Origin of the sequence: Thermophilibacter sp. ET337, from assembly GCF_024733715.1 — a bacterium.
GTDB lineage: Bacteria > Actinomycetota > Coriobacteriia > Coriobacteriales > Atopobiaceae > Thermophilibacter.
Map to the genome: position 1 here is coordinate 1 of NZ_JANRHO010000001.1, position 25,246 is coordinate 25,246.

Below are 25,246 nucleotides of genomic sequence, written 5' to 3' on the forward strand. Positions count from 1 at the left end.
TCGACGCCGGCGCCTGGCGCTACGACGAGGAGAACGACGTCTACTACCAGCTCGGCCTGCGCTACTGCCTGTCTCCTGCGACCGAGACCTACGAGTCCCTCGCGGTCTTTGTCCCCGGGGCCTATTTCACGGCCGAGAAGAACGGGTCAACGTATACCTGCACCGTGAACGAGAAGGCCGTGGTGGGCGCCTTCACCGCCGCTACCGCGCCTGTCCTCATGCCCATCAACACCGGGACGCTCGCCGCGCAGGCAAGCCCCACCACCTACGCCTTCGACGGCCTCGCGCCCTATCTGGACGCCGGCTGCATCTACGTCTACGCCGGCTTCCGCGGCAGGTCCGCGGGCTATGACACGGCCTCCGGCTCCGACGAGCTCTTCCCGGGCGGCTCTCCCTGGCCGGTCGTGGACCTCAAGGCGGCGATCAGGTACCTGCGCTACAACGCCGCCGCCCTTCCTTGCGACGCGAGCCGGGTATTTGTCTTTGGCTTCGGCGCCGGCGGCGGGCTGAGCGCGGTGCTCGGCTCCTCCGGCGACGCCGCTCTCTTCGAGCCCTACCTGGACTCGATCGGCGCGATCACGCACGACGCCGAGGGGCAGGCGGTCTCGGACGCCATCGCCGGCAGCGCCTCGTGGTGCCCCGTCACGTCCTTTGACGTGGCGGACGCCGCCTACGAGTGGGGCCAGGGCCAGTACGCGAGCGAAGCCACGCGCGCCGAGGGCACCTGGACGCGCCTGTTCTCGCAGGATCTCGCCGGGGCCTACGGGACCTGGGTCAACGAGATGGATCTCCGCGACGCGGATGACGCCCAGCTCACGCTCGACGAGACCGAGGCGGGCGTCTACTCGATGGGCTCCTACGCGAGTGCCCTGCTCGACGTCATCGACGAGGCCGCCACGCACTTCGTGCAGAACACCTCGTTCCCTTATGCCTACACCCCGCAGCGCCTCGAGGACCCCACCTTCCCCGGCGACCCCAACCTCGCCGCGACGCGCGAGGCGGATGCCGCCATGAGCGCCGCTCCCGCCGAGGCGGTCGCCGACGGGACGGGTCAGGAGACGGTGGGCGAGGCCGCCGCGGGGGACGCCGAGACGGCAGAGGCGCCCGCCGAGACGCCCGCTCAGGATCCCGCGCAGGTCACGCTCACGGGCGTCGCCCAGGTCCAGTCGACCATCTACGACACCGCGCAGAGCTACTTCGCCGCGCTCAACGCGCAGAACTGGTGGATCAACTACAACCACCGCTCCGGGAGCGTCTCGGTCTCGAGCCTGCGCGACTTTGTCTTGAACCTGCGCCCCGCCGCGCTCGACGCGTCCCCCTTCGACCATCCGGACCGCAGCTCCCAGACCAACCAGCTCTTTGGCATCGGCGAGGAGTCGACGCTGCACTTCGACGCCCTCGCCGAGGGCCTGATCCAGGCCAACCTCGACTCCTATGCGTCCTGCGAGGACTGGCCGGCCGAGCTTGAGGCGGACTGGGAGGAGGACCTCGAGAAGGTCGACTCCCTCGAGACCGACATGGTGACGCGCGTGGCCATGATGAACCCGCTCTTCTGGCTGAGCGGCCACTACGAGGGCTACGGGCAGGCGACCGTTGCGCCGCACTGGCGCATCAACGAGGGACTCTTTGACACCGACGTCCCCCTCGGCACCGCGCCCAACATCGTCTTCGCGCTGAGGAAGTACGACGGCGTGACCGACGTCGCCCACACCCCGGTCTGGGGTCAGGGGCACGTCCTGGCGGAGCGCTCCGGCTCGGCGACGGCCAACCTCGTCGCCTGGGTCACGTCCTGCTGCTCGGCGTAAGGTCACGTCTGACGATGGCAGCCGTCTCGATCGAGTGCCGCGACAGGGGAGAGGAACCCTCGGGCAGCCTCCCCATGCGACAGACCCTCGCCGTGGGGATCACGCTCTTCTCGATGTTCTTTGGCGCGGGCAACCTCATCCTCCCGCCCCTGCTCGGCGTCCAGGCGGGCACCGAGAGCCTTCCTGCCCTGCTGGGGTTCTTTGCCGCGGGCGTGGGGCTGCCGGTCCTGGGGATCATCGCCGTCGCGCTCGCGGGCACCCTGCGCGAGCTCCCCGCGCGCGTGCACCCGCTCTTTGCCCGCGTCTTCGTCGCCCTCGTCTATCTGGCCATCGGTCTGTGCCTCGCCATCCCGCGCACGGCCTCGACCGCCTTTGAGATGCTCGCCCCGCTTCTGCCCGCGGACAGCTCGGTCGACGCGGCGCGCCTCGCGTTCTCGCTCGCCTTCTTCGCGCTGGCGTTTCTGCTCGCGCTGCGCCCGGGGCGGCTCACGAGGTTTCTCGGGCGCGTCACCGGGCCCGCGCTCATAGCACTCATCGTCGCGGTGGTCGGTGCCGCGCTCTTCTCGCTGCTCTCGGGAGGCGCAGAGGCGCCCGCCGCGCCGGTGGCCCCCTATGACGGCAACGCCCCCGTCCAGGGCTTCCTCACAGGCTACCAGACCATGGACCTGCTTGCCTCGCTCACCTTCGGCCTCGTCATCGCCGAGAACGTCCGTGGGCTCGGCGTCGCGGACGGGCGCGGCGTGATGCGGGAGGTCTGCCGCGCCGGCGTGATCGCTGGCGCGCTCATGATGCTCGTCTACGGCGGGCTCTGTCTCGTGGGACTTGAGCTGAGCGCCCCGCTTGCGGGTGCCACCAACGGGGCCGAGGTCATCACGGAGTCGGCGACGCTGCACTTTGGCCTGCTCGGGACGGTGCTCGTCGCCGCCATCTTCCTGCTCGCGTGCCTGAACGTGTGCGTCGGCCTCATCAGCTGCTGCGGGACGTACTTCTCGGGCGAGCTGCCCCGCGTCTCGTACCGTGCCTGCGCGCTCGTCTTCGCGGTTTTCTCCTGCGCCGTCTCCAACCTCGGGCTCGACGCGATCCTGAGCTTCTCGGCGGCGCTGCTTGGGGCGCTCTACCCGCCCGCGATCGTGCTCGTGGTCATGGGCATGCTGAGAAGACCCTACGACGCCCTCCCGAGCGTCTGGCCATGGACGGTCGGGGTGACCGTGGTCGTGAGCTCGGTCGAGTCGGCGCGTGACGTGCTCGCGCCCGACCTCTCCCTGCCCCTCGACGCGCTCCCGCTGGCAGACCTCGGCCTCGGATGGGTGCTTCCCGCGGCGCTCGCCGCCGCCCTCTGCTGCGCCGCGACCCTCGTCGCGCGGCGTCTCCGCCCGGCTCAGGCTCCGGGCGGCAGGACCTCGTGAGAAAGGAACCGTCGTGACCGTCAGAAACAGAAAGCCCCGCGCCCTTCTCGGCATCTTTGCGCTCGCGCTCGCGGCGTGCCTCGTCGTCCTCGCGGCGGGCTGCACGGGCGAGACCGCCTCGCAGACGCAGGGAGACGACGCCACGGCCCCCGCCGAGCAGACCTCGGGCGCCGACATCTCCTCCGTCGACGCGGACGACCCTTACGCCACGGGCGTGCACCACGCCAAGATCGAGGTCGAGGGCTACGGCACGATCGAGGTGGCGCTCAACGCCAACGTGGCGCCCATCACGGTCTCCAACTTCTGTCACCTCGTGGAGGAGGGCTTCTACGACGGCCTGACGTTTCATCGCGTGGTGCCGGGCTTCATGATCCAGGGCGGGGACCCCGAGGGCAACGGGACCGGCGGCTCGGACGCCACGATCAAGGGCGAGTTCGAGGACAACGGCGTGGAGAACAACATCCCGCACGTGCGCGGGACGATCTCCATGGCGCGCGCGAGCGACTACGACTCCGCGAGCTCCCAGTTCTTCATCATGCAGGAGGAGGCGGACTACCTGGACGGCCAGTACGCGGCGTTTGGGACCGTGACCTCGGGCATCGAGGTCGTCGACGCCATCTGCGAGGGCGTGTCCATCGCCGACGAGGCAAGCGGCCTGGTCACGGAGCAGACCCAGCCCGTCATCTCGAGCATCACGCTCGTTGACTAGAAACCGCTTGCAAGACATAAACACACTAACCTACTTGAGTGTGCTTAAGGTTTCAATACCGTTTCCGTAAACGACATGGATTCACCTGTCTCCGTGCTATACTGAGCAGCAGTGAAAGGAGCTGCCAATGTATGGCATAGGGGAGTACCTCGTCCATCCCGGTCAGGGCGTCTGTCGCGTGGAGGAAGTGACGGAGGGACCCCAGGCGGTCTATCGGCTGCTGCCCGTTGGCAAGCGTCATCCGGTGCACATCAGCTTTCCCATCGCCAACGAGGCACGCCTGAGGCCGGTCCTCACGCGCGACGAGGCGCAGCACATCATCGACGTCTATCCCGCCCTCGAGGTCGAGAGCTTCACCGCGCGCAACAACTCGCTCGAGGAGGAGCACTACCGCAGCGAGATGCGGCAGGGCTCGTGCCTCGACTCCGTGCGCATCGCCAAGACCTTCCGCATCCGCATAGAGGACCTCTCGGCGCGCAACAAGAAGCCGCCCGTGGCCTACGAGCGCATTCTCAAGGAGGCGCGCGAGCGTTCGTGTGCGGAGCTGGCGGTCGCGCTCGGCATCACGCCGGAGGACGTCGCCGTCCTCTTTGAGCAGCGCATGGGCGAGGAGAGTCAGAACTAGCGCCGCTTTGGCAGCCCCTCGGAGGTTACGTCTCTCGCACGGTTGCGTGGGCAAGTTGTGACGGCGGTCGGCTCTGCCGGTAGAATGGGCACCATCTGAATGAGCCGTACCCAAGGAGGCACCATGGCGGAAAACGACATGGCGACGACTAACGCCGCAACCGAGAGCCGCGCGATCATCACCGTTCTGGGTGGGGACCGCCCCGGAATCGTTGCCGCGGTCGCCGGCGCGCTCAGCGAGCGCAATGCCAACATCCTCGACATCTCTCAGACCATCCTGCAGGGCACCTTCACGATGACGATGCTCGTCGACCTGGGCCCTGCGGACTTCTCCGACCTCAAGGCCTGCCTGGACGAGCTCTCCGCAACCCTCGGCGTGCAGATCATGATGCAGCGCGAGGAGGTCTTCAGGTACATGTACCGTCTCTAGGGGGCGCGTCGGGCCGTCTCCTCGGCCCGGCAACAGATGAGGAGGTAGCCCATGATCCGCATTCCCAAGGGGGCCGGCTGGCCCATCCTGACGCCGCGCGACACGCCGGCCTTCGACCATGTCGCCGACGCCTATCCCATGCCCTCGGTCGCCCTCGGGCTGCCCCCCGTCTCCGACGGGCTCTATCACGGCTACGAGGACGTGGACGTGGTCCCCGCCGAGCTGTACGAGAAGTACGACGTCAAGCGCGGCCTGCGCAACGCGGACGGCTCAGGCGTGCTCGTGGGCCTCACGACGATCTCCAACGTCCACGGCTACAACCGGACCGAGCACGGCATCGAGCCCGACGACGGCCAGCTGATCTATCGTGGCTACGGCGTGGACCAGCTCATCAACGCCGCGCAGGCCGATGACCGCTTTGGCTACGAGGAGGTCGCCTACCTGCTCATCTCCGGGCGCCTTCCTACGCGCGACGAGCTCGACGACTTCCGCGCCCGCATCGACGCGCGCAAGCAGCTCCCCGAGGGCTATCTGGGCATCTTCCCGCGCGCCACGTACAGCCACTCCATCATGAACGTGCTGCAGCGCGCGACGCTGCTGCTTTACGCCTTCGACCCCACGCCGGACGACACCTCGCCTACGCACGAGATCGACGTCGCGCTCTCGCTGCTCGGCCGCTGGCCTCGCACGGCGGCCGTGGCGCACGCTGCGCACGTCGCCGAGCAGAACGACACCAAGCTCATGGTCCCGCCCGTCCGCGAGGGCTACTCGATGGCCGAGACCGTGCTCGACGTCCTGCGCAGCGACGAGGGCTTCTCGCACGAGGAGGCGATGCTACTCGACGTCATGCTCGTCCTCCACGCCGAGCACGGCGGCGGCAACAACTCCACGTTCACCACGCGCGTCCTGTCGTCCTCCGGGACCGACGCCTACTCAGCCTACGCGGCGGCCATCGGATCGCTCAAGGGTCCCAAGCACGGCGGCGCCAACTACAAGGCCAACGACATGATCGAGGACGTCGCCGCCCACGTGCGCGACTGGTCAAATGACGACGAGGTGGCGGACTACCTGGGCAAGATTCTGCGCAAGGAGGCCTTCGACAAGGCCGGCCTGCTCTACGGCCTGGGCCATGCCGTCTACACCAAGACCGACCCGCGCGCCGAGATCATCCGCTCCTATGCGCGCAAGCTCGCCGAGCAGAAGGGTCAGGTCGAGAAGCTCGACCTCATCGCGAGCATCGAGCGCCTGGGCCCGCAGGTCATGCGCGACGTCCGTGGCATCACCAAGTCCATCAGCACCAACATCGACATGTACACCGGCTTCGTGTACTCGATGCTCGGCATCCCCCAGGACCTCTACACCCCGATCTTCGCGATGGCGCGCCTTGCGGGCTGGACGGCCCACCGCATGGAGGAGCTCTACGGCGCGGGGCGCATCATCCGTCCCGCCTACAACTCCGTCATGCCCAACTCGGAGGGCTACGTGCCGCTCGACGAGCGCTAGGGTCAAGGCCTCGTTCTTCTCGCCCGCCATCTCCAACGTTCTCCGCGAAGAAATCGCGGTTGGGTACGTTAACAACGGCTACAGACTGCGATTTCTTCGCGGAGAACGGCGTGGCTGACGAGAAGAGCTCGCAAGACGGCTTCTGGCAAGAAAAGACCCCGGCGGCGCGTTGCCGTCGGGGTCCTGTGCTCTGGCGAGAAGGACGCGCGGGCTGCGTTACTCCGCGGGCTCGTCCTCTTCCTCCCCGTCGTCGAGCAGGGGACGGAAGCTCGCGGTGTCGCCGCCCACGACGGTGCTCGCCTCCTCGACGGAGCGCTCGCGGTCCTCGCGCATGCGGACGGAGAAGATGTCCTCCTCTTCCTCCTCGCGCGCCTCCTCCTCGGCGGGGGAGGGCTTGGGGACGACGCGCTCGCTCTCGGGCAGCTCGACGCGCGAGAGCTTATGCTGACGCTTGGTGCGCGAGAAGAGCGGCACGTACTCGTAGATCAGGCTCGAGTTCTCGAGGCCGTACCAGCGGGCGGGCGAGCCGCAGAGGCTGCGGATGAAGTACTTGAGCTCCATGCAGCGGCGGTTGATGCCGGAGATCTCGGTCTCGGGGGAGAGCGTCTTGCGGATGAGGCAGAACTTGAAGTCGCCGACCTGGCTCGGCTCGAGGTAGATCGAGTACTTGTGCTCCTGCGGGGCGAGCTGGCCGCGCTCGACCAGGCTGGAGACGATCTGGTAGAGGTAGGTGTTGACGCGCTGGTTGACCTTGAAGCCCAGGCGCAGCTGAACCTTGAAGAGGAAGTCCGTGCCAAAGTCCTCGACGAGGTACTCGTGGGTGAAGGGCTCCTCGGTCACCTGGACGTTGAGGAAGTAGTACGCCTTGGCGCGCTTGGGCTGCTTGTCGAGGATCGAGTAGAGGATGTCTCGGTCGAGCCGGTCAAACGACGAGTCGTTGGTCAGGAAGACCAGGTTGTCGGCGAGCAGCGGGTAGTCCTCGTCGTGGCTGAGGTCGAAGATCTGGTCGAGGTACTTCACCACGGGCAGGTACATCGTCTGCGTGCGCTCGACGGCGGTGCCGCGGCGCCACACGTACATGACCAGGAAGATCGCGGACGCGATGACCACGGTGACGTAGCCGCCGTGGAAGAACTTCGTGAGGCTCGAGAAGAAGAACATGAACTCGATGGCGCCAAAGAAGATGGCGAACGGGATGGCGAGCGCCGTCTGGCGACGGATGCGAGAGAGGTAGGTGAAGAGCAGGACCGTGGTCATGAGCATCGTCACGGTGATGGCCAGGCCGTAGGCGGCCTCCATGTGCGCCGAGGTCTGGAAGAACAGCACCACGCAGATGCAGGCGACCCACATGACGTTGTTGATCATGGGGATGTAGATCTGGCCCTTGGTCTCGGACGGGTAGTTGATGCGCATGTGGGGCATGAGGTCCAGGCGCACCGCCTCGGAGACGATGGAGAAGGAGCCGGTGATGAGCGCCTGGGAGGCGATGATCGCGGCGAGGGTGGAGAGCAGGACGGCGAAGACGCGCACCTGCTCGGGCAGCATCTGGAAGAAGGGGTTGAGGTCGGCGATGGAGCCGAGCTCGGCGGAGCCGTTGTTGGCGAGGATCCACGCGCCCTGGCCCAGGTAGTTGAGGATGAGGCAGACCTTCACGAACGGCCAGGTGGCATAGATGTTGGGCTTGCCGACGTGGCCCATGTCGGAGTAGAGGGCCTCGGCGCCGGTGGTGCAGAGGAACACGTTGCCCAGGACCATGACGCCGGCGGCGTTGAGGTTGCCGTTGAACAGGAACATGATGCCGCGCACGGGGTTGAGGGCGCGCAGCACGCCGAAGTTCTCGAAGATGTGCGGCAGGCCGGCCACGGCGAGGAAGAGGAACCACAGCGTCATGATGGGGCCAAAGGCCTTTCCGATCTTCGAGGTGCCGGCCTTTTGCAGGAAGAAGAGCACGCTGATGATGCACACCACGATCGCGATGACGATCTGCTGGCTGTCCCCGATGAGCCGATAGAGGAAGTCCACGGTCCTCAGACCCTCGATGGCCGTGGTGACGGTGACCGCCGGCGTGAGGATGCCGTCGGCGAGCAGCGCCGCGCCGCCGATCATGGCGGGGATGATGAGCCAGCGCCCGCAGCGCTTCACGAGGCTGTAGAGCGCGAAGATGCCGCCCTCGTTGTGGTTGTCGGCCTTCATCGCCACGAGCACGTACTTGACCGTGGTGATGAGGGTGAGGGTCCAGATGATGAGGGAGAGGGCACCGAGGACGACGTCCTCGGACATGGTGGCGAGTCCCCCGTTGCCGGAGATGATCGCCTTCAGGGTGTACATGGGGCTCGTGCCGATGTCGCCGTAGACGACGCCCAACGTGACGAGAATCATTGCCGCGGAGAGCGGGATGCCGGCGCTCTTGGCCCTGTGGCCGCCGTGCGCCAGCGTGGTTTCCTTCGCAGTCATGAAGCTCCAAACTCGATTGTCAACAATGAGGGGCCGTGTGGCCTGACAGCCTAGCGTATCACTTTGTCGCATGGGTAGAATGTGCTGCGAGTAAGGTATCTGGCCGAAAGGAGAGAGATGGCAGACGAGGAGAAGGGCGCCGCGCGTCCGCAGGCGAGCGAGCAGACCAAGGGCTACGCGGTCGTGGGCGCCGAGCGCGCCTCGAGCGTGCCCGAGCCGGCGTCGGCGCGCCTCACGTGGACCGACGGCGAGCGCGTCATCGACTACGAGGCCCGGGCGGCGCACCTGGAGGTGCGCGGGGACGACGGGGCGCTCATCGGCAGGATGTTCTCGCTCTCGTACGTCGCGGTGGACGGCGAGGGGCGGCCGGACGCGGCGCGCCCGGTCACCTTTGCCTACAACGGCGGCCCGGGCTCGAGCTCGGTACCCATCAACTTCGGCGGCATCGGGCCGCGCCGCGTGACGACCGACGGAGTCCGCCACGTGCGCGCCGACGCGCCGGTCGTGGACAACCCGCATACACTGCTGGTTGACTCTGACGTGGTCTTTCTCGACGCGCTCGGCACCGGGTGGTCGGTGCTCGCGGAGGACGCCGACCCGAAGAAGCTCTTCTGCACCGACGGTGACGCGGACGCCTTCGCGCGCGCCATCTGCGCGTGGCTCACGGACAACGGCCGCTGGTCGAGCCCGCTGTACCTCTACGGGGAGTCGTACGGGACGGTGCGCAACGCCGTGCTCATGCGCCTGCTCGGCGAGCGCGGCGTGCAGCTCACGGGCGTCGTGATGCTCTCCGCGGTCTTCAACATCGCCGGCCTGCTCAATCCCGGCGACGACTTCTACTACCTGGGCATGACGCCCACGTATGCCGCCACGGCGCAGTTCTTTGGCAAGGCGGGCGCCGGCGTCGACGAGGACGAGTGGTTCGACCGCGCGACGGCGTTTGCCGAGGACGAGCTCGCGCCGGCGCTTTTGCTCGGCGACCGGCTGGGCGAGCAGCGCGAGCGCGAGGTGGCCGAGCGCATGGCTAGCTTCATCGGCCTTCCCGTCGAGCACATCCTCGCCCGTCACCTGCGCATCGACCTGCTCGACTTCAGGACGCACCTGCTCGCCTCCGAGCGCCGCGTCTGCGGGCGGCTGGACACGCGCTTCTCGGCCGACGAGCCCTCGCCCATGCAGAGCTACGACATGTGGGTCGCGGGCGAGGATGCCGCCGACGACGCGCTCGAGGGCGCGTGGGTGCGGGCCTTCCGCCGCTTCTGCGCCGACGAGCTCGGCTATCAGGGGCCGGCGCGCTACCTCTCCAACAACTACGACAAGGTCAACGCCGGCTGGGACTGGGGGCACGAGGAGCCGGGCCTGGGCCGCGTCGCGACGCCCAACGTGGCGCTTGACGTCGCCGTCGCCCTGCGGCGTAACCCCACCTGCAAGCTCGCGATCATCGGCGGGCGCTACGACGCCGCCACCACGTGGTGGAACGTCGCCCACGACATGAGCTGCCAGTTCCTCTCGCCTGAGCTCAAGGGTCGCGTGAGCTGGTACCGCTACGGCTGCGGGCACATGGCCTACGTCGACGAGCCCACGCTCGAGGCCATGGGCCGCGACGTCCACGAGTTCTACGAGAAGCGCTAGCCGGAAGGGCCGGGGCGAGAAGGTTCGGCGCTCAGAGAGCTTGCCGCTTAGAGCGCGGCAAGAACTCGCGGCGAACCTTCTCGATTCGATGACGTGCGGCTTCCGGACGGTTTTGTGGCTCAGACCGTCCGGAAGCCGCACGTTTGTAAAGAAGGTGCGGGCTTCGGACGAATTTGGCTCCTGAAAAGTCCAGAATCCGCACCTCAGCCGATAGGGTGCGGGGAATGGACGATTCGTGGGCGGACGAGAAGGACGAGCGGGCCCGGTACAATGGTTGGGCAACGGAGAAGAACGGGCGAGAGGTGACCCGATGGAGTTTGTGGCGACGTGTCCCAAGGGCTTCGAGCGACTGCTGGCGGACGAGCTGAGGGCGCTGCGGGTGCCGCAGGTGAGGCCGCTCAAGGGCCAGGTCTCCTTTGGCGGCGAGCTGGCCGACGCCTATCGCGCGTGCCTGTGGTCGCGCCTGGCGTCGCGCGTGCTGGCGGTGCTCGCGCGTGTGGACGCCCATGACTCCGACGCGCTCTACGCGGGCGTCTCGTCGATTGTCTGGGAGGGGCAGCTCGCCCCCGGCGCGACCTTTGCCGTGGACGCGCACGGCACCAACGCCCAGCTCCGCAACACGCAGTTCGTGGCCCTGCGCGTGAAGGACGCGGTCGTGGACCGCATCTTCGCCGCCACGGGAGTCCGACCGGTCACCGACCCCGCCCGCCCGGGCCTGACGATCGACGCGCGCCTCTCCGGCGATCACGTCACGATCTCGATCGACCTTGCCGGCGAGCCGCTCTTCCGGCGCGGCTACGACTCGCGTGCCGCCAAGGGGGTGGCACCGCTGAGGCCGGACTACGCCGCGGCGCTGCTCGCTGCCGGCGGCTGGCGGGAGGCCGTCCGCTCCGGCGCGCCGACGCTCGTCGCGCTCTGGCCGGGGCAGGGAAGCGTGCTCGTGGAGGCGGCGTCGGCGGCGCTCGACCGCGCACCGGGCCTGCTCCGCAGCCGCTGGGGCTTTGCGGGCTGGGCCGGGCACGACGAGCCCGTCTGGCAGGCCCTTCTCCACGAGGCCGAGGCCCGCGCCGCCTCGGGCGAGAAGAACGCCTGCTCGCTCGTCGTCTGCGACGACCGGCCCGGCGCTGCCTCCGCGTGCCGCCAGGCCCTCCGCGCCGCGGGCATTGCCCTCGAGCCGACGCCGTGCTCCGCCCCCGAGGCGGCAGACGCCGCCCGTGCGGCCGCGGGCGCGCTTGTGACCTGCGATCTTTCCTGGATTGGCGAGACGGCCCTCGCGCGCGAGGCCGCCGCCCTCTCCTCCGTCTCGGCGCTTGCCGGCCAGGGCGTCGTGGCCCTTGCGCGCGACGCCTCCCTCGACGCGGCGCTGCGCACCGAGCCGGCCGCCGTCGACGAGCTCATCGTCGGCCGCGACCCGGCGACCATCCGCCGCTACGCGCGACGCGACGACGTCGAGCCGCCGAGTTGCGTCGATGCCGCCGGCGAGCGCATCCCCGTGCTCGTGGCGGGCTCCGAGCAGTTTGCGCGGCGCCTCTCCAAGGTGGCCAGGCAGCGCGCCAAGTGGGCCCGGCGCGAGGACGTGACCTGCTACCGGGTCTACGACGCCGACCTGCCGGACTACGCGGTGGCGATCGAGCTCTACGAGGGCTCCGAGACCCCGGGCCGCTGGCTGCAGATCTCCGAGTACGCGCCCCCGCGCGGCGTCGACCTCGAGCTCGCGCACCGGCGCCTCCTCGACGTCCTGGCGATCGCGCCACGCGTGATGGACGTCGCCTCCGGCGACGTGAGCGTGCGCGTGCGCACCCGGTCCCGTGGCGGGTCACAGTACGCCGACGAGGCGCGCGCGCCCGAGCGCGGGCGACGTGACGGCCGCTCTTCTTGCCGTCCCGGCCGCGTGGAGCTGCCCGCGGGGGCTCATCTGGTGGACGAGGGCGGACTCACCTTCGAGGTCAACTTCGACGCCCGTCACGACTGCGGGATCTTCCTGGACCACCGCGAGACGCGCGGGCGCATCCGCGAGATGATGAAGCAGACCAAGGGCTCCAAGCGCTTCCTCAACCTCTTTGCCTACACGGGCACCGCGACCTGCTACGCCGCGGACGGCGGGGCCAAGCACACCACGACCGTGGACCTCTCCCGGCCAAGCCTGGACTGGGCGCGGCGCAACATGGCGCGCAACGGCTTTGCGGGCGAGGAGCACGAGTTCGTGCAGGCGGACGTGCTCGCATGGGTCTCCGAGCAGCGCCACACCAAGAACCGCTGGGACCTGATCTTTTGCGACGTGCCCACGTTCTCCAACTCGGCGCGCATGCGCAAGGCGTCGTTTGACGTGCAGCGCGACCACGCCGAGCTGATCATCGGCGTGTCGCGCCTGCTCGTGCGCGGCGGTAGCGCGATCTTCTCGTGCAACCTGCGCACCTTCAGGCCCGACGTCGAGAAGCTCGAGCGGGCGGGTGTGCGCCTCACGGACATCACCGACGAGACCATCCCCGAGGACTTCTCCCGCAACCGAAAGATCCACCACGCCTATCTGGTGGAGCGCGCGTAGCGGCTCCGCGTCCCTCTCGCCCGCCTCCGTCTGCCGCCGTGCGGCGTCCGTCCGCGCATGCGTTGGCCGGGCGGTCGCCGCGGGCGAGTAATATCTCCCTATACGTGTGGATTTGGCGCGGGCCGCGGCTCGCGCCCCGAGCAATAGGGGGAACACGCAATGGACGCACGCATCGAGGCCACGGTCAAGACCTGGCAGGACAACGTCAAGGAGCCCGACCTCGCGGCCGAGCTCGCCGAGCTCACCCAGGAGGGCAACGAAGACAAGCTCTTCGATGCCTTCTATCGCGACCTCGCCTTTGGCACCGCGGGCCTGCGCGGCACCCTCGGCGTGGGCACCAACCGCATGAACGTCTATGTGGTCGCCCAGGCCACCCAGGGCGTCGCCGACTACCTGAACGCCCACTACGACAACCCCACCCTGGCCCTCGCGCGCGACTCGCGCAACAAGGGCGAGGACTTCCAGAAGGTCGCGGCCGGCGTGCTCGCGGCCAACGGCGTCCACGTCTACGTGTACCCGCGCATCGAGCCCGTCCCCACGCTCTCCTTTGCGGTGCGCCACCTCGGCACCTCCGCCGGCATCGTCCTCACGGCCTCCCACAACCCGGCGCCCTATAACGGCTACAAGGTCTACAACGACAACGGCGGCCAGATCACCGACGAGGCCGCGGCAGAGATCTCCGCGAACATCGCCAAGGCCGACCCGTTCAATGTCAAGATCATGGACTTTGACGAGGGGATCGAGAAGGGCCTGATCGAGTGGACGCCCGAGGAGGTCCTCGACAGCTTCATCGACAACATCAAGAAGGTCTCCGTCCCGGGCTTCAAGGCCTCCGACGACTACTCCGTGGTCTACACCCCGCTCAACGGCACCGGCATGGAGCTCGTGACCCGCATCCTCAAGGAGATCGGCGTCGAGAAGGTCTCCGTGGTGCCCGAGCAGTCCCAGCCGGACGGCAACTTCCCCACGTGCACCTATCCCAACCCGGAGTTCCGCGAGGCGCTCGAGCTCGCCCTCAAGCTCGCCGAGGAGGTCAAGCCCAAGCTCGTCGTGGCCACCGACCCCGACGCCGACCGCATGGGAACCGCCATCCCGCACGACGGCGACTACGTGCTGCTCTCCGGCAACGAGATGGGCGTTCTGCTCATGGACTGGCTCGCCACGATGGCCAAGGACAACGGCGAGGACGTGAGCCGCAAGGTGGCCGTGTCCACGATCGTCTCGTCCTCCATGCCCGACGCCCTCGCGCGCGATTGGGGCTTTGAGATGAGGCGCGTGCTCACCGGCTTCAAGTACATCGGTGACCAGATCGACCAGCTCAAGGACGAGGGCGAGGAGGACCGCTTCCTCATGGGCTTCGAGGAGTCCTACGGCTACCTCGTGGGCACGCACGCCCGCGACAAGGACGCCATCGTCGCCACGATGCTCTGCGTCGAGATGGCCTCCTACTACGCCGAGAAGGGCATGGACCTCTACGAGGCCATGGACACCCTCTATCAGAAGTACGGTTACTACCTCAACGGCACCGTCAACGCGAGCTTCCCGGGTGCCGCCGGCGCCGACAAGATGGCGGGCATCATGGACGGGCTGCGCACCAACCCGCCGACCGAGATCGCCGGCTACAAGGTCGTGGGCATGACCGACTACGCCACCGGCCCCGAGATGCCGCGCGTCTCCGGCCTGCAGAAGGAGGCGGCGCAGGTCCTGCCGCCGGCCAACGTCATCGAGTTCCGCCTCGAGGACGACAACAAGGTCATCTTCCGTCCGTCCGGCACCGAGCCCAAGGTTAAGGCGTACCTCTTCTCCAAGGGTGCTACGCGCGCCGACTCCGAGGCCGTTCGCGCCAAGCTCGAGGCCGCGTCGAAGGAGATCCTGTCGTAGGACGCTCTCAGCCGCAAGGGAGGCCCGCCATCTCCACGAGGAAGTGCGCTTCGCGAAACTTCCTCTTAGGAGATGGCGGGCCTCCGTCTGTCGATCGGCTACTTGCAACCAAGGATTTTGTTGTGAGGGCACAAAAATAGCGGGGACGTCGTCGTTGGACGGCGTCCCCGCTTGGGTTGTGGGGGTGGGGGCTACTCGGCGTCGTCGGTCGTGGCGTCGGAGGAGCTGAAGGCGTAGAGGTTGTCGCAGGAGGCGGCCAGGGTCGCCGGAGCCCACGGGTGGGCGCTCACCTCGGGCGAGGTGGGATCGTAGACGACCACGCTGCCGTCCTCGTTCTCGGAGACGAGCAGGACCCAGTGGGCCGTGTCGGTGAGCGTGCCAGCCTTGGCCTCGATCAGCAGGTAGGTGCCCGTGTCGAGCATCTGGGAAAGGTTGTCGCCGTTGGAGACGTAGGAGGCGTAGGCGACCCCCAGGCCCTCTGCCGCGCTCGAGAGGTAGTCGGCGGACATGGCGCTGTCGCCGCTTGCGAGCTCTGCCTCGGTGACCGCCTGGGCGATGTCGGCGGGGGACTTGTCGCTCTTGCCGGTGAGGCCCATGTAGGCCATCGAGACGACGGTGGGGCCAGAACCGCTCACGGCGAGGGGGTGGCCGGCGTAGTCGACGGCGCCCCAGCGGGCGTCCCAGCACCAGAGCTGCGGGGCGACGCCCTGCTCGACGGCGTCCTCGTAGGGCTGCGCGGTCTTCTCGGCATCCGGGTAGGCGGCGACGAAGTCGATGGCCTCGGGCACGGTGAGCGCGAGCTCGAGCAGGCCCTGGTCGGAGTAGCGGTCCGCGGAGGCGGCGATGGCAGAGAGCTTCTCGCTGCGGTTGAGCTCCGTGGCAAACTCGTTCGTGAGCTCCTCGGAGACCCCGGCGGCGACGCGCGCGTCGACCGGGTTGGTTTCGCCCGCGGGCTCGGAGGACGAGCAGCTGCGCACGCAGCTGGAAACGCCCACGATGATCAGGACGAGAAGAACGATGGCCAGGGCGCCAAGGATGAAGAGCTGGCGGTCGATGCCAAAGATTCGGGTGCGACCGTTTTGGAAGTTGATGCTGCGCGCACGCACGGGATAGCCCGGGCCCTTGCGAGAGGGGCCCTTGAGCCCGCCGCCGCGCTGGCGCGTGCCGCGCGGCCCGTGATAGGCGCCCCCACCCGGGGTGATGGGCGGCCGCGAGGACTGCTGTCGGGGGCGTGAGCTGCCGGAATCCCGGCGCAGCCTCCCGGTGTTGTCGTTGTACGCCATTGGCCCTCCATGAAACCATGTCGCAGCATTTTCCTTATCGCATGATACGGCAGGGCGTGGGATAGCGTTTGACGTGCGGTTGAATAATCGGGGAGTGGCGAGAAGAAAAAGCCCCGGGGCCCATGTGGGCGCCCGGGGCAGGTGTGCCTGGGACTAGGCGGTGGGCTCTGCGGGAGGCGTGGTCTCGCCTCCGCCGCCGGTTTCGCCACCGGTGCCTCCGCCGTCCGGGGGCGTGGGTCCGGGATCAGGCGTGGGCTCCGGATCGGGCGTGGGAGTGGGCTCGACGGGCGTCTCGGGCTCGACGGGCACCGTGGGCTCGTCGACCGTCGAGTCGTCAGTCTCGTCGGTCGTGCCGTAGTCGTAGTCGACGTCAGAGTCGTCGGTGTAGTTCTGCGAGGAGGTGCCCACGAAGGTCCACGAGCTGTTGGGCTTGTAGGTGGCGGTGTGGTCCGAGGAGGGGAAGTCCTTCCACTCGACGCCCTCGAGGACGGTGTTCATGTACTCGGTCCAGATGGGCTGGGAGGTCTCGTAGGTCTCCGCGTAGCGGCCGTAGATGAGGACGGGGTCGCTGCCCTGGCGGTATCCCATCCAGACGACGGTCGTGAGCTGCGGGGTGAAGCCGCAGAACCAGAGGTCGGAGGCATCGTCGGCGGTGCCGGTCTTGCCGGCGGCGGGCTGGTTGGCGTTGAAGTAGGCGTTCACGTAGCTCGTGGTGTAGCCGGCGTCGAAGACGCCCTCGAGCACCTCGGTGATGTCCTCGGCGACGGCCGAGTCGATGACCTGCTCGCCGCTGTCCTGGTGCTCATAGACGACGTTGCCGTTGCGGTCCTCGATCTTGGTGATGGCGACGGGGTTTCTGTGGATGCCGCCGGAGGCGATCGTGGAGTAGCCCTCGCACATCTCGAGCGGCGTGACCTCGGTGGCGCCGAGCGAGGAGGCGAGGACCGGCTTGACGGGGGTGTCGATGCCCACAAGCTTGGCGGTCTCCTGGAGCTTCTCGATGCCGATGGCCTCGATGACCTGGCCGTAGGCGGTGTTGGAGGAAAGCTCGGTCGCGCGGGCGAGCGTGATGTAGCCGTAGTTGTTGTTGCCGTAGTTCTTGAGGTCAGGCCAGGCGGCGGTGATCCTCATCGGCGAGCTGCAGTTAAGCATGACGGTGGGGCTCATGCCGTCGAGCATGGCCGCGAGCAGGGTGAAGGTCTTGAAGCTCGAGCCCGCCTGGCGCTGGGCGAGCGCGAGGTTGTAGGAGGACTGCCCGGCCTCGGCGTCGTTGCCGTAGTTCTGGCCGCCGACCATGGCGACGATGTAGCCGTTGGAGTTGTCGATGGAGACGAGCGCGGCGCCGATGCCCTGGGAGTCGAGCTTGTCGACCTGGCTGGCGCAGGCCTGCTCGGCGACCTTCTGCTTCTCGGGGTCGAGGGTGGTGTAGACCTTGAGGCCGCCCTGCAGGATGGTCTCGGACGAGAAGTCCTGGAGCAGGAGCTGGCGCACGTAGTCGGTGAAGTAGGGGTAGTCGCCCACGGAGTCGCTCAGCTCGCCGGGGTTGAGGACGATCTCCTCGGTGCAGGTGGCGTCGTACTCCTCCTGCGAGATGTGGCCGGCCTCGAGCATGCGCAGCAGCACGAGGTTGCGGCGCTCCTTGCAGGCCTCTGGGTTGACGAAGGGGTCGTACATCGAGGGCGCGTTGGGAAGTCCCACCAGGACCGCGGCCTCGTTCAGCGTGAGCTCGCTCGCGTGCTTGTTGAAGTAGGTGATGCTCGCGGCCTCGATGCCGTAGGCGCCGTTGCCGTAGTAGATGGTGTTGAGGTACATGTTGAGGATCTGGTCCTTCGTGTACTCCTTCTCCATCTGGATCGAGATGTAGGCCTCGCGGACCTTGCGCTTGAGGGACTGCTCGAACTGCTCGTCGGAGAGGACGGTGTTGCGCACGAGCTGCTGGGTGATCGTGGAGCCGCCGCCGGCGTCGCCGCTGCCCGTGAGCTGGCCCACGACGGCGCGCATGATGCCCTGCGGGTCGACGCCGTTGTGGTCGTAGAAGCGCTTGTCCTCGGTGTCCACCACGCCCTTCTTGACGTAGTCGGAGACCTCGTCGAGCGTGACCGATCGACGGTTCTGCAGGTAGTAGGATGCGATCTCGTTGCCGTCCGCGTCATAGACGCGCGTGGGCTCCGCGACGAGATAGGCGTCGGCGGAGGTGTAGTCGGGAAGGTCCTGTAGCCACGACCCCACGAGCGCTCCCAGTGAGAGCGCGAGCGTGACGCAGAGAAGAGCTATGAAACCGAACACGCCCGCGATGCCAAAGCCGACGAAGTGCGTCTTCGAGTGCGTGCGTGCCCTGCGGGTTCTGATCCCCATCGGGGTCCTCCTGTTCGTGGGGCGTCCGTCCACAGACGGATTCATTATAGAGGTGACGCGGGAGGGCTGCCCCGCCGGCGGTCGCAACGTGTTGAGTCCGTGGACGCGGCGCGTGACGGACGCCCCGGAGAAACTTGCCAAGTTGCGGTATGCTAAACAGTTACGTGGCGGCACGGGCCGCCTGGATTCGAACGGAGGAGAGACGTGCTGCCGGTTGACGAGCAACTCAAGGTGATCACTTCCGGCACGATGCAGATCGTGCCGCTGGACGAGCTCAAGAAGAAGCTCGAGAAGGGCGTGCCCCTCAACATCAAGCTGGGTGTGGACCCCACCTCGCCGGACCTGCACCTCGGCCACGCCGTCCCGCTGCGCAAGATGCGCCAGTTCCAGGACCTCGGCCACAACGTGACGCTGATCATCGGCAACGGCACCGCCCTGATCGGCGACCCGTCCGGCCGTGACTCCACCCGTCCGCCCCTCACCGAGGAGCAGGTCGAGGCCAACGCCAAGACCTACGTCGAGCAGGCCATGAAGGTCCTCGACCCCGAGAAGACCACCATCGTCCACAACGGCGACTGGCTGAAGGGCCTCAACCTCGCGGAGATGCTCAAGCTGATGAGCCAGTTCAACGTGGCCCGCATCCTCGAGCGCGAGGACTTCCACAACCGCTACACCGAGGGCAAGTCCATCGCCCTGCACGAGTTCATCTACCCGGTGCTTCAGGCCTACGACTCCGTCGTGATCAAGGCCGACCTCGAGATGGGCGGCAACGACCAGATCTTCAACCTGCTCGCGGGCCGCGACCTCATGCGCGCCATGGGCATGGAGCCGCAGGTGGCCCTCACGATGCCGCTTCTGGTGGGCACCGACGGCCACAAGAAGATGTCCAAGAGCTACGGCAACTACGTGGGCCTGACCGACGAGCCGGCGGACATGTACGGCAAGGTCATGTCCATCACCGACGAGCTCGTCCCGCTCTACTGGCGCCTGTGCTCCACAGCCGACATGGACAAGCTCGACGCGATCGACGCCGCCTTCGCGGACGGCTCGGCCGACCCGTACGCGCTCAAGCGCGAGCTCGCCGCCAACATCGTTGACCTCTACCACGGCGCGGGCGCGGGTGCCGCGGCGAGCGCCGCCTTCGACGCGCAGTTCAAGCGCGCCGAGGCCCCCGAGGACATGCCCGAGTTCCCGCTCTCCGTGGCCGAGCCCAACGACGAGGGCAAGGTCTACCTGGGCAAGCTGCTCGTGGAGGTGGGCATCGCCAAGTCCGCCGGCGAGGCGCGCCGCCTCGTGGACGGCGGCGGCGTCAAGATCAACGGCGAGGCCGTGGCGCCCAAGTGCTACAACGTCGACCCCGCGCTCTTCTCGGCGGGGACCACGGTCCAGTCCGGCAAGAAGCGCTGGGCGCGCCTGGTGTAGCGACAGGAGTCATCTAGGACGCGGGCGGTGCGCCTTCTTTGGCACCGCCCGCGAAGTGTGTAGAGGGGATGCGCAAAAATAACGGGCACGAAGCACCTCAGATGATCGCGTTTTCCAGTTGATCGGTCATCGCCAATGCGATTAGGCGGTCTTCGTGCCCGTTTTTTTGGAGCTTGCCGAGAGAGGCGTCAGAACTATGTCAGGAAGAGCCACGTTTCTTGAGACTCACGGCGTGCCGGAGCTGCTGGCACCGGCCGGCGGTCCCGAGCCCTTCAACGCGGCGCTCGCGGCGGGGGCTGATGCCATCTACTGTGGCTTGGGAAACGACTTCAACGCTCGCCGCGGGGCAAAGAACTTCGACGACGAGTCGTTTGCCGCGGCATGTCGTCGGGCGCACCTGGCGGGTGCCCGCGCGTACGTGACCGTGAACGTGGCGATCTCGACCGAGGAGATGCCGCGCGTTCTGGAGCTCGTGCGGCGCGCGTGGCTTCTGGGCGCGGACGCCTTCATCATCCAGGACTGGGGCCTCATGGCCCAGATCCGCCGCACCTGGCCCCAGATCGAGACGCACGTCTCCACGCAGGCCAACGTCCAGGACGCCCGCGGCGTGGCGTGGTGCCGCGACGTCTGGGGCGTCGACCGCGTGACCCTCTCGCGCGAGCTCTCGCTGGCGGAGATCTCGCGCATCGCGGAGGAGGGCGTGGAGCTGGAGTGCTTTGGCCATGGCGCCCTCTGCTTCTGCTATTCGGGCGTGTGCCTGATGAGCTCGCTTGCGGGCGGTCGCTCGGCCAACCGCGGGCTCTGCGCCCAGCCGTGTCGGCTGCCGTATGACCTCGTGGACGAGAAGGGGCGCGTGCTCGAGATTCCCGGCGTTCCCACGCAGGGGCTTCCCGAGAAGAACCGCGGGGTGGGCGGCACGCGCCTGCTCTGCCCCAAGGACTACTGCACCGTCGACCACCTCGCCGAGATGCGCGACGCGGGCGTGGGCTCGCTCAAGGTCGAGGGCCGCATGAAGGCCCCGGACTACGTGTTCTCCGTGGTGGGTGCGTACCGCGACGCGCTCGACGCGCTGGCGGCGGGCGAGCAGGACGAGGTGGCAGCGACGGCGCGCCATCGCCGGCTCAGGCGCGCCTTCAACCGGGACTTCACGGAGAGCTACCTCTGGGGCCACTCCGACAACGACATGATGAGCTACGAGCGCTCCAACAACCGCGGCGAGGTCGTGGGCGAGGTCGTTGGCTCGCGCCAGCTCGAGGACGCCGTCGTGCGCCGCGGCGGCGGCAACGGCGGACGCGAGCGCATGCGCCGCCACACGCGCGCCGACGTCGACGTGCGGCTCACGGCGCCGGTAGGCGCGGGAGACCTGCTGGAGATTCGCCCGGTCGACGACCCCACGCAGTTCCTCACCGCCAACGCCGTCGCCGACGCCCCGGCGGGCGCCGTCATCACGTGCCGCGCCGCCCGGCCGATGCCCGACGGCTCGGTCGTGCGCGTGATTCGCTCCCAGCGCGCTCTCGACGACGCGGCCCGCGTGGCCGACAAGGACGTGGTGCGCCGCCGCCCGGTGCGCGTCCGAGTGGTCGCGCGCCTGGGGGTCCCGTTCAAGGTGGAGCTCGAGTGCGTCGATGGGGCCGCTGCGGCGCGCGCCGAGGGCTTTGTCGTGGAGCCGGCGCAGACCCGCGCCGTGTGCGTCGAGGACCTCGTGGAGCACGTGGGTCGCATGGGCCAGAGCCCCTTTGAGCCCGTGGGCTGGGAAGTCGAGCTCGACCCGGGCTGCGGCATGGGCTTCTCGGCCGTGCACAAGGTCCGCGCGGAGGCCTGCCGCCTGCTGGAAGAGGCCCTGCTCGCCCCCTATGCCGAGCGCGCTCTGTTAATTGGGGACAGTCCCCAATTTACAGATGCGCCCGCCGTCGGCGGTACGTCGGCGGAGCCCGAGGTCTGCGCGCTCGTGACGTGCCCGGAGTGTGCGGAGGCCGCACTCGCGGCCGGCGCGACGCGCGTCTACGCGCCGGCCGACGAGCTTGCCGAGCGCCCCGATGCGTGGCCCGAGGGCACCGTCCCCTGGCTCGACGAGATCTGCCGTGAGGGCGACCACGCTCGTCTGGACCCGTGGGTCCGTGCTGAGGAGCCCGTCGCCGTGGGCAACGTCTCCGAGCTCGCGCTCGCCGCCGCGTGCGGGGCGCTCCCCGAGGTGCGCTCCTGCATCCCGGTCCACAACGTCAGCGCGCTCGCCGCACTCGAGGACGCGGGCGCCGCCGGCGTCTGGCTCTCGCCCGAGCTCACGCTCGACGAGGTCTGCGCGCTCGCACGCGCGGCCCGCGTGCCCGTGGGTCTCTCGGTCTTTGGACGTGAGCGCGTGATGACGAGCGAGCACTGCGTCCTGCAGGCGCTCGACCAGTGCGTCCACGATTGCCGCCGCTGCGCGCTGCGTCGCCGCCGGCTCTCGCTGCGCAACATCGACGGCAGGGAGCTCCCCGTCCGCACCGACGTCAACGGGCGCTCGAGGATCTTCTCGGCAAGCCCGCTCGATGCGACTCCGCAGGCGACGGAGCTCATCGCGGCCGGCGTGTCGCGCCTTCTGGTGGACGGCCAGCTCATGGACTCCGCCGAGGTGAGCGCCGCCGTCGCGCGCGTGGCCCGCGCGGTCGAGGCCGTCCGCGACGGTCGTCGTCCCGCATCCCGAGCGAGCGGAGCCACTTCCGGGCATCTTTTTGCCGGCATTGGGTAACATGTTCCACGGACCACAAGTTGACAATGTCGTCAGGTTATTTTGTCAACCTGCCAACCCTACGCCCCGCAGCCGCGGGGCCTGCGAAAGGACTCATCATGGCCGTTGATCGCGCACTTCTCGACGCCACCCTCGACGTCATCCGTCAGAGCCTCCAGGCGGACGGCGGTGACGTCGCCCTCATCGACTGCACCGACGACGGCGTGGTCACCCTCGAGATGCAGGGCGCCTGCGCCGGCTGCCCGCTCTCGAGTCTCGACATGTCCGAGGGCATCGAGCGCATCCTCATGGAGCACGTCCCCGGCGTGACGCGCGTCCAGCCCGCCGCCTTCTAGCGGGCGAGAAGAACGGGCGGAGAAGAACGTGTTTCTCGATGACCTTTACCACATGCTCGACCCGGTGGCCTTCTCGCTGGGGCCGCTCACCGTGCGCTGGTACGCCCTCGCCTACCTCGCCGGCTTCATCTGCGCGGGCGTGGTGATGTGGCGCACGCAGAGGCGCTGGAAGCTCGGCCTTTCCGTTGACGACGTCTTCTCGATCGTGATCGGCGTGGTCTTTGGCATCATCATCGGCGCGCGCCTGTTCTACGTGCTCTTCTACGGGGCGGGCTACTACCTCGAGAACCCGCTCGAGATCTTCATGCTCAGCCACGGCGGCATGAGCTTCCACGGCGGCCTCGTTGGCGCCGTTATCGGCGGCAGCCTGGTGTGCCGGCACTACGGCATCTCCATTCCCACGATCTGCGACCTCGGCGTCATCGGCGCGCCGCTCGGCCTCTTCTTTGGCCGCTGCGCCAACTTCGTGAACGGCGAGCTTTGGGGCAAGGAGACCACGCTTCCCTGGGGCGTCATGTTTGAGACCGGCGGAGGCGTGTACCGTCACCCCTCCCAGCTCTACGAGGCCGTCCTCGAGGGACTCGTGATCTTCGCGGTGCTGTACGTGATGTCGCGCCGTGTGCCGCCGCGCCCGCAGGGCACCTTCATGGGCATGTTCCTCGCGCTCTACGGCGTGTTCCGCTTCCTCGTTGAGTTTGTCCGCGTGCCGGACGCGCAGCTCGGCTACCTCTTTGGCCCCATCACGATGGGCCAGCTGCTGAGCCTTCCGCTCGTTTTTCTCGGTGTCGCGATCTTGGTCGTGGCGCACCGTCTGGCGCGCCCGCAGGTGGGCTACGTCGAGCGGTAGCCGCCCCGCCCCTACGCGCGGGCGGAGTCCTCGGGCGTGATGGTCATGGACTGGAAGCGGTGTGCCATGTAGGCGTCGTCGTAGTGCTCTGCGTAGAACTCCTCGACCGGCGATGACGGCGCGAGGCCACTCTCACGTTGGTACCAGCACTCGAGGGACTGCAGCGTCATGACGCCGTTGACCAGCATGAGCGCCGCGCATACGGCGGTCACGGAGTAGCGCGCCTGCCAGGGGATGAGGTTGATGAGCTTGAGCAGCCACGGCAGGCAGACCTTGATCCAGACAAAGCCCAGCGCGCCCCACATGCACATGAAGAGCGTGGACGTGCGGCCGCCAAAGAGCGCGGCGATGGGGTCGGGGAACAGGCCAAAGATCGTGGAGCCCGAGTAGTCCCAGGCCACGGCGCCAAAGCCCACCTGCATGAACCAGGAGACCGCCGCCTCGAAGAGGCCGCCGATCACCGCGGAGACCAAGAAGATGACCACCGGGTTCGCTCGGTAGAAGCGGTTGAGCGCCACCGTCATGAGGACGGCGCCAAAGCCGTAGATCGGCGAGAAGGGTCCGTAGAGCATGCCGGCGCGGTCCTGGTAGACGCCGGGGTCCACCACGACCATGTGGTAGACGGTCTCGATGATCAGCCCCAGCACGCAGCAGACCACAAAGACCCAGAACAGGTTGAAGAAGTCGAGCTCGATGAAGCCGCGGTCGCCCTTGGCGCGCCCGAGCGTGCCGGCCTCGGCGGCCTCCTCCGTCTCCATGTCGCGCAGCTTGCGCTGGAGCTGGCGCTCCGTGATGAGGGTGGGGTCGATGGTCGCGGAGATCACGACGAGGATGAGCAGGCGCACGCCGCTGTAGATGAGGTTGTCGCCAAAGCCGTTGAGCATGATCTCGAGGATGAGGTTGACGACGCCCACGCCCACGAGGCCGTAGGCGATCTGAGCGACGTGTCGACGGCGGTTTTGCAGCATGAGCACGCCAAACGCGACGTAGCCGGCCGCGCCCACGAACATGGTCACGATCTGCAGGACCGTGAGCGTCATCGTGAGCGTGACGTCGTGGCGCTCGCGGAAGAGCTCGGCGCCGTACTGGACGAGCGGGACCGTGATGAGGGCGATCAGCGCGATGACGGCTGCCGCCGTGACGAGGCAGTAGATGCCGTAGAGCTTGAGCAGCGGCGAGATCTTGCGGCTCTCGGCGGGGACGGCCGCGTGCGCCGCGTGCGTGGGGGCTTTGCTCATGAGGGTTCCTTCGGAGGCGGTGACATTGGCAACATCGTACCCCGAACCACGG

Annotated in this window: 17 protein-coding genes; 13 read left to right on the forward strand and 4 right to left on the reverse strand. The window is 67.9% G+C overall.

Features of this window, described 5'->3' with window-relative positions:
• The 6 genes from NW198_RS00005 to NW198_RS00030 form a co-directional block, all read left to right on the forward strand.
• A partial coding sequence (locus tag NW198_RS00005; RefSeq protein WP_258339490.1) for a subtype A tannase occupies window positions 1–1,805 on the forward strand: 1,805 nt, incomplete at its 5' end.
• 14 nt (window positions 1,806–1,819) lie between these two features.
• Complete coding sequence (gene brnQ, locus NW198_RS00010) at window positions 1,820–3,211, forward strand: branched-chain amino acid transport system II carrier protein (RefSeq protein WP_258339491.1); 1,392 nt, start codon at window positions 1,820–1,822, stop codon at window positions 3,209–3,211.
• Window positions 3,212–3,224: 13 nt separating this feature from the next.
• Entirely contained in the window at window positions 3,225–3,920 is a 696-nt protein-coding gene (locus tag NW198_RS00015; protein ID WP_239386674.1) for a peptidylprolyl isomerase, read from the forward strand.
• Window positions 3,921–4,047: 127 nt separating this feature from the next.
• Complete coding sequence (locus NW198_RS00020) at window positions 4,048–4,545, forward strand: CarD family transcriptional regulator (RefSeq protein ID WP_087314653.1); 498 nt, start codon at window positions 4,048–4,050, stop codon at window positions 4,543–4,545.
• Window positions 4,546–4,668: 123 nt separating this feature from the next.
• A complete protein-coding gene (locus NW198_RS00025) occupies window positions 4,669–4,974 on the forward strand; it encodes an ACT domain-containing protein (RefSeq protein WP_239386672.1) in 306 nt (101 codons plus the stop codon).
• A gap of 51 nt (window positions 4,975–5,025) precedes the next feature.
• Window positions 5,026–6,477: a citrate synthase gene (locus NW198_RS00030; RefSeq protein ID WP_258339493.1), complete on the forward strand. Its 1,452-nt coding sequence runs from the start codon at window positions 5,026–5,028 to the stop codon at window positions 6,475–6,477.
• Between the two features lie 216 nt (window positions 6,478–6,693).
• On the opposite strand, the gene NW198_RS00035 is transcribed toward NW198_RS00030, so the two are convergent.
• Window positions 6,694–8,931, reverse strand: a complete 2,238-nt coding sequence (locus tag NW198_RS00035; protein WP_087316972.1) for a KUP/HAK/KT family potassium transporter — start codon at window positions 8,929–8,931, stop codon at window positions 6,694–6,696.
• A gap of 117 nt (window positions 8,932–9,048) precedes the next feature.
• Between NW198_RS00035 and NW198_RS00040 the strand changes: the two genes are divergently transcribed.
• The 3 genes from NW198_RS00040 to NW198_RS00050 all read left to right on the forward strand — a co-directional run bounded on the left by NW198_RS00040 (window position 9,049) and on the right by NW198_RS00050 (window position 14,986).
• Window positions 9,049–10,560: a S10 family peptidase gene (locus tag NW198_RS00040; protein WP_087316969.1), complete on the forward strand. Its 1,512-nt coding sequence runs from the start codon at window positions 9,049–9,051 to the stop codon at window positions 10,558–10,560.
• Between the two features lie 310 nt (window positions 10,561–10,870).
• The gene (locus NW198_RS00045; RefSeq protein WP_258339495.1) at window positions 10,871–13,105 is read left to right on the forward strand and encodes a class I SAM-dependent methyltransferase; all 2,235 of its coding nucleotides are present in this window, start codon (window positions 10,871–10,873) and stop codon (window positions 13,103–13,105) included.
• Between the two features lie 159 nt (window positions 13,106–13,264).
• Window positions 13,265–14,986 carry a phospho-sugar mutase gene (locus NW198_RS00050; RefSeq protein WP_258339496.1) on the forward strand — a complete coding sequence of 574 codons (1,722 nt, stop codon included), beginning with the start codon at window positions 13,265–13,267 and terminating at the stop codon, window positions 14,984–14,986.
• 191 nt (window positions 14,987–15,177) lie between these two features.
• Here NW198_RS00050 and NW198_RS00055 read toward each other — a convergent pair whose 3' ends face one another.
• Both NW198_RS00055 and NW198_RS00060 read right to left on the reverse strand, forming a co-directional pair.
• Window positions 15,178–16,269, reverse strand: a complete 1,092-nt coding sequence (locus NW198_RS00055) for a hypothetical protein (protein WP_258339497.1) — start codon at window positions 16,267–16,269, stop codon at window positions 15,178–15,180.
• A gap of 153 nt (window positions 16,270–16,422) precedes the next feature.
• On the reverse strand, window positions 16,423–18,624 hold the full coding sequence (locus NW198_RS00060) for a transglycosylase domain-containing protein (protein WP_258339498.1): 2,202 nt from the start codon (window positions 18,622–18,624) through the stop codon (window positions 16,423–16,425).
• A 204-nt stretch (window positions 18,625–18,828) separates the two neighbouring features.
• Here NW198_RS00060 and tyrS point away from each other — a divergent pair, with 204 nt between their 5' ends.
• From tyrS to lgt, 4 genes are all read left to right on the forward strand, one after another.
• Window positions 18,829–20,046 (forward strand): tyrosine--tRNA ligase, encoded by a 1,218-nt coding sequence (tyrS, locus tag NW198_RS00065; protein ID WP_258339499.1) that lies wholly within the window; start codon window positions 18,829–18,831, stop codon window positions 20,044–20,046.
• 196 nt (window positions 20,047–20,242) lie between these two features.
• The gene (locus tag NW198_RS00070; protein ID WP_258339500.1) at window positions 20,243–22,774 is read left to right on the forward strand and encodes a U32 family peptidase; all 2,532 of its coding nucleotides are present in this window, start codon (window positions 20,243–20,245) and stop codon (window positions 22,772–22,774) included.
• Window positions 22,775–22,872: 98 nt separating this feature from the next.
• Window positions 22,873–23,109 (forward strand): NifU family protein, encoded by a 237-nt coding sequence (locus NW198_RS00075; protein WP_072372575.1) that lies wholly within the window; start codon window positions 22,873–22,875, stop codon window positions 23,107–23,109.
• A 28-nt stretch (window positions 23,110–23,137) separates the two neighbouring features.
• The gene (gene lgt / locus NW198_RS00080) at window positions 23,138–23,956 is read left to right on the forward strand and encodes a prolipoprotein diacylglyceryl transferase (RefSeq protein WP_258339501.1); all 819 of its coding nucleotides are present in this window, start codon (window positions 23,138–23,140) and stop codon (window positions 23,954–23,956) included.
• Window positions 23,957–23,967: 11 nt separating this feature from the next.
• On the opposite strand, the gene NW198_RS00085 is transcribed toward lgt, so the two are convergent.
• A complete protein-coding gene (locus NW198_RS00085) occupies window positions 23,968–25,194 on the reverse strand; it encodes a putative ABC transporter permease (protein ID WP_258339502.1) in 1,227 nt (408 codons plus the stop codon).
• Between the last annotated feature and the right edge of the window lie 52 nt (window positions 25,195–25,246).